Consider the following 4624-nt stretch of genomic DNA (forward strand, 5'->3'; position numbering starts at 1 on the left):
GCTTCGATGGGGCCCGCTGGCGCGACCACGGCGAGGTCGAGGTGGACTTAGACCGCGACACGCTCGTCATCGCCGGCGACGAGGCGTGGGAGGTGCCGGGGCTCGAGCACGTGCCGACGATCGCCGAGCCGACGGCGCCGACTCCCTTCCACCAGGTCCACCCGCTGGCGGCGCGGTTTTTCGCGCAGTCGGCGGTGTCGGTCAGCCACGACGGCGGGGACTTCTCCGCCTCCACGAAGCCGCAGCAGGTCATCGTGGTCGGCCACCCGACGTTGCACCGCGAGGTGATGGCGCTGTTGGCCGATCCGGAGATCACGGTCATCGGGCTCTCGCGCACGGAGACGTTCACCGCGCAGCCTCAGGTGAGGGCGTCTCGGGTCAAGGTCGTGGGCCAGCCCAGCGACACGTGGCTGAAAATCTGCGAGGCCGCCGGCGAGGTCGGGGCGCAGACCGTGCGAGACGCGCTGGCCGATGCGCAGTACGGCTTTACGGGCCTGCACGTCGCCGCCGCGGTGGGCGACACGCTCGCCGTCGGCGACACCCTGGTCCTCGGCGCGTCGAACCCGGTGCGCGACGCCTCCCTGGTGGGGTTGCCCTTCGACGGCGTGAGCACCCTTTCCGCCCGCGGCGCCGCCGGCATCGACGGCACCGTCTCCCAGGCGGTGGGCGTCGCCCTGGCCACCCAGGCGCTGCACCCGGACGAGGTCCGCGCGCCGCGCACGGTGGCGCTGATGGGGGATGTGACCTTCCTCCACGACGTCGGTGGGCTGCTGATGGGCCCGGGCCAGCGCCGCCCGAGCAACCTGACCATTGTCGTGGCCAACGACAACGGCGGCGGCATCTTCGAAACCCTCGAGGTCGGCGCGCCCGAGGTCCGCGACAATTTCGAGGAGGCGTTCGGCACCCCGCACGACGTCGACCTCGAGGCGATCGCGCAGGCCTACGGCGTGGACTACGTGCGCGCCGAGAGCCTGGCTGAGCTCATCGACGCCCTGATTGACGACGAGCTGGCCCCCATCACGCTGATTGAGGCGCGCACGACCCGCGAGATGCGCCGGGCGTTGGCGGAGCGGTTGCGCGCGTGAGGGAGATCAACTGGCGCCGCCGCCTGCTGCAACTCGTGATCGCCCTCTACGCTTGCGCCATGCTGGGGGTTGTGGCGATGATTGCGGGCCCCGCGCTCAATGACGCCCGCATCATGCAAAGCCCCGGCCGCGGCATGGCCACCGTCACGGAAGTGGGGATGCTGCGCACCTCCGTGGAGTACCAGGATGAGCAGGGGCGCTACCACTCCCCGCGCTACGGCCTGCTCTACCCTTCGGGCCTGGGGGAGGGCCAGCGCGTCTGGGTGACCTACTCCACCGCGGACCCGGGGCTCGTCAAGGTCGAGGGGCGCGGCTGGACGCTGGCGATCATCCCGGCGCTGTCGGTGGCAGTGGTGTCCACGCTCGTGGCGGCCGCGGCGTTGTACGGGGTAGGCGCCGCATGTGGGCGTCGAGAAGCAAAAATGCGACTGTAACCGAGAATTCACTTCTTATCTATTTAGCAGACAAAATATTGTGGGATGCTGTCAGCATGCGTGTTGGAATCGTCGCGGAATCCTTTTTGCCGAACATTAACGGAGTGACCAACTCGGTGCTCCGCGTCCTCGAGTACCTCAAGGAAGAAGGCCACGAGGCCATCGTCATCGCCCCCGGCGCGCGCGATTTCCAGGAGGAAGTGCCGCACTACCTCGGGTTTGAGATTGTCCGCGTGCCCACGGTGATGATCCCGCTGGTGGACTCGTTGCCCATCGGCGTTCCCACCACCACGATCACCTCAGCGCTCGCCGACTTCGAGCCGGACGTGATCCACCTCGCCAGCCCCTTCGTCCTCGGTGGAGCCGGCATGTTCGCCGCCCTCCAGCTCGGGGTTCCCACGGTCGGTCTGTACCAGACGGACGTGGCCGGGTTCGCCACCCAGTACCACGCCGCGGTGCTGGCCAACGTCGCCTGGGACTGGACCCGCAACATCCACAACAACTGCGAGCTCACCCTCGCCCCGTCGTCGGAGGCGATCCGCGAGCTCGAGGACCACGGCATCGGCAACGTCTACCACTGGGGCCGCGGCGTGGACACCACCTTGTTCCACCCGCTGAAGCGCTCCGACACACTGCGCCGCCAGTGGGACCCGACCGGACGCAAGAAGATCGTCGGCTTCGTCGGCCGCCTCGCTTCCGAAAAGGGCGTGCACCGCCTCGCCCCGCTGGTCAGCGAGCCGGGGGTGCAGCTCGTCATCGTCGGCGACGGCCCGGAGCGCAAATGCCTTGAGGCAACGCTTCCCAACGCGGTGTTCACCGGCGCGCTCAACGGAGAAAGCCTGGCCCGCGCCTACGCCAGCCTGGACCTGTTCGTCCACACGGGCGAGTTCGAGACGTTCTGCCAGGCCATCCAGGAGGCGCAGGCTTCCGGCGTGCCCACCATCGGCCCCCGCGCGGGAGGCCCGATTGACTTGATCAAAGAGGGGTACAACGGCCTGCTTCTCGACGTCGACAGCTTCGAAGCCACCCTCGTCGACGCCACGCGCTACCTGCTTGACGACGCCCGCCACGCCGAACTTAAATCCAACGCCCGCGAGTCCGTCGCCGACAAGACCTGGCACGCGCTGTGCGAGCAGCTCATGCGCTACTACACGCAGGCCATCGCCGGCTACAACCGCACCTCGGTGAACCTCTTCGGCCGCTCGATCGCGCTGCCGCGCTGGGTACAGCGGGCGCGTAAGAGGCGCCGCAGCGCATCTGCGTAAAGTGGGGCGCTATGGCCAAGGCAGATCTGAATAAGAAGCCCTTCGACGTTGCGGGCATGTTCGATGACGTGGGCAAAAACTACGACATCACCAACACGGTCCTGTCGTTCGGCCTGGACAGGTATTGGCGCCGCCGCACCCGCGAGCGGCTCGGGCTTAGGCCCGGTGAGCGGGTGCTCGACCTCGCTGCCGGCACCGCCGTGTCCACCGTCGAGCTGGGCAAGTCGGGCGCGTGGGTCGTCGCCTGCGACTTCTCCCAGGGGATGCTGGCGGCCGGGGGTCACCGCGCGGTGCCCAAGGTCGTCGGCGACGCCATGTACCTGCCGTTCGCGGACAACACCTTCGACGCGGTGACCATCTCCTACGGGCTGCGCAACGTCCACGATTTCGAGGCCGGGCTGCGCGAGATGGCGCGGGTGACCAAACCCGGCGGACGCCTGGCCGTCAACGAGTTCTCCACGCCCGTCGTGCCCGGTTTTCGGGTGCTGTACAAGAACTACCTGCCGCTGGCGCTGCCGGCTTTGGCCAGGGTGTTTTCCTCCAACCCGGACGCCTACCAGTACCTGGCGGAATCGATCCGCGCCTGGCCCGACCAGGCGGATCTGGCGCGCGCGATCAACCGCAATGGCTGGGAGGGGGCCGGCTGGCAGGACCTGTCAGGCGGGATCGTCGCCCTGCACAGCGCCGTCAAACCCGGCTAGGCCACGCTCCACAGCGGATCGCGCGTTGGCGCCAGCTCGCCGGCCTTGCGCCATGCCCACGAAACCAGGTCTCGATCCTGCTCGGTGACCAGGTTGCCCATCAGCCGCGCGGCAGCGGGCATGAGCCGCTTGCCGACGACCCCACGCAGCGCAACCGGTCCCACCACGGGCAGGAACTGCGGGTAGGTCAAAAGGCGCGCCGCCGTGCGCGCCAGCGTGAAGGCGTCGCCGTAGGCGCGCCGCAGCTCACGCGGCCACGCCAGCGTGAGATCAGCGCCGGTGGTCATGAGGTTCACGGCCATCAGCGCAGTTTCCAAGCCGTAGTCGATGCCCTCGCCGTTGAGCGGGTTGACGCAGGCTGCGGCATCGCCGATAAGTGCCCAGTTGCGCCCCGCCACGTTCGACACCGCACCGCCCATGGGCAGCAGCGCGCTGGCGACCGACTCCTCCGGCCCCAGTCCCCAGTCGCGCCTCTGCTGGGAGGCGTAGACCGCCAGAAGTTTCTTCGTGTTCACCTTCGCGGGGCGCGCATCGGTCGACAATGCACCGCAACCGAGGTTGACGGTGCCGTCGCCGAGCGGGAAGATCCAGCCGTACCCCGGCTGGATCTCACCGCTGGTTTCGCGCAACTCCACGTGCGAGTGCATCCACGGTTCGTCCGAGCGCGGCGAGGCGCAGTACGACCGCGCCGCGATGCCGTAGACCTCGCCGCGGTGCCAGACACGGCCGAGCGTCCTGCCGAAGGTCGAGCGCACCCCGTCGGCAACGATCACCCACTTCGGGCGCAGTGTGCCCAGCGGGGTGGTGATCGCGGAGATCGCCCCGTCCGACAACTCCGCCGAGGTCGCGGGGCAGTTGTGGAACACCTCGGCGCCGCTGTCGCGCGCGGTGTCGATCAGCGTGGCGTCGAAAAGCGAGCGCGGGCTCGCCGAGCCTTCAGTGCCGAACTGGCCGGCCGGCCAGGCGGCCGTGACGCTGCCTCCGAAACCGTGCAGCTTGAGCCCCCGGTTGCGGTAGGCAGGCACGTTAAGGCCGAGCTCGCGCAGGCAGTGCACCGCGCGCGGGGTGAGGCCGTCGCCGCACGTCTTGTCGCGGCCGCGCCCGGCGGCGTCGATAAGCGCCGTGCGAAACCCCGCCCG

Annotated in this window: 5 protein-coding genes; 4 read left to right on the top strand and 1 reads right to left on the bottom strand. The window is 69.0% G+C overall.

All coding sequences use genetic code 11. From position 1 onward, the window contains the following. From HMPREF0298_RS01875 to HMPREF0298_RS01890, 4 genes are all read left to right on the top strand, one after another. Positions 1-1085: thiamine pyrophosphate-dependent enzyme (locus tag HMPREF0298_RS01875; RefSeq protein ID WP_006839394.1), on the top strand; the 1085-nt coding region annotated here is incomplete at its 5' end. Further along, positions 1082-1519: a DUF3592 domain-containing protein gene (locus tag HMPREF0298_RS01880; protein ID WP_006839395.1), complete on the top strand. Its 438-nt coding sequence runs from the start codon at positions 1082-1084 to the stop codon at positions 1517-1519. The genes HMPREF0298_RS01875 and HMPREF0298_RS01880, both read left to right, overlap by 4 nt. A 56-nt stretch (positions 1520-1575) precedes the next feature. After that, positions 1576-2784 (top strand): glycosyltransferase family 4 protein, encoded by a 1209-nt coding sequence (locus HMPREF0298_RS01885; protein WP_006839396.1) that lies wholly within the window; start codon positions 1576-1578, stop codon positions 2782-2784. An 11-nt stretch (positions 2785-2795) separates the two neighbouring features. Further along, the gene (locus tag HMPREF0298_RS01890) at positions 2796-3485 is read left to right on the top strand and encodes a demethylmenaquinone methyltransferase (protein WP_006839397.1); all 690 of its coding nucleotides are present in this window, start codon (positions 2796-2798) and stop codon (positions 3483-3485) included. Here HMPREF0298_RS01890 and HMPREF0298_RS01895 read toward each other — a convergent pair. Further along, the coding region (locus tag HMPREF0298_RS01895; protein WP_006839398.1) for a geranylgeranyl reductase family protein at positions 3482-4624 on the bottom strand (1143 nt) is incomplete at its 5' end. The two genes, HMPREF0298_RS01890 and HMPREF0298_RS01895, sit on opposite strands and share 4 nt — an antisense overlap.

The sequence above is a fragment of the Corynebacterium lipophiloflavum DSM 44291 genome (assembly GCF_000159635.1).
Taxonomy (GTDB): domain Bacteria; phylum Actinomycetota; class Actinomycetes; order Mycobacteriales; family Mycobacteriaceae; genus Corynebacterium; species Corynebacterium lipophiloflavum.

Bases quoted from the DNA above. Each gene is read 5' to 3' on its own strand.
- HMPREF0298_RS01885 (WP_006839396.1), top strand. From the start codon at position 1,576: ATGCGTGTTGGAATCGTCGCGGAATCCTTTTTGCCGAACATTAACGGA.
- HMPREF0298_RS01890 (WP_006839397.1), top strand. From the start codon at position 2,796: ATGGCCAAGGCAGATCTGAATAAGAAGCCCTTCGACGTTGCGGGCATG.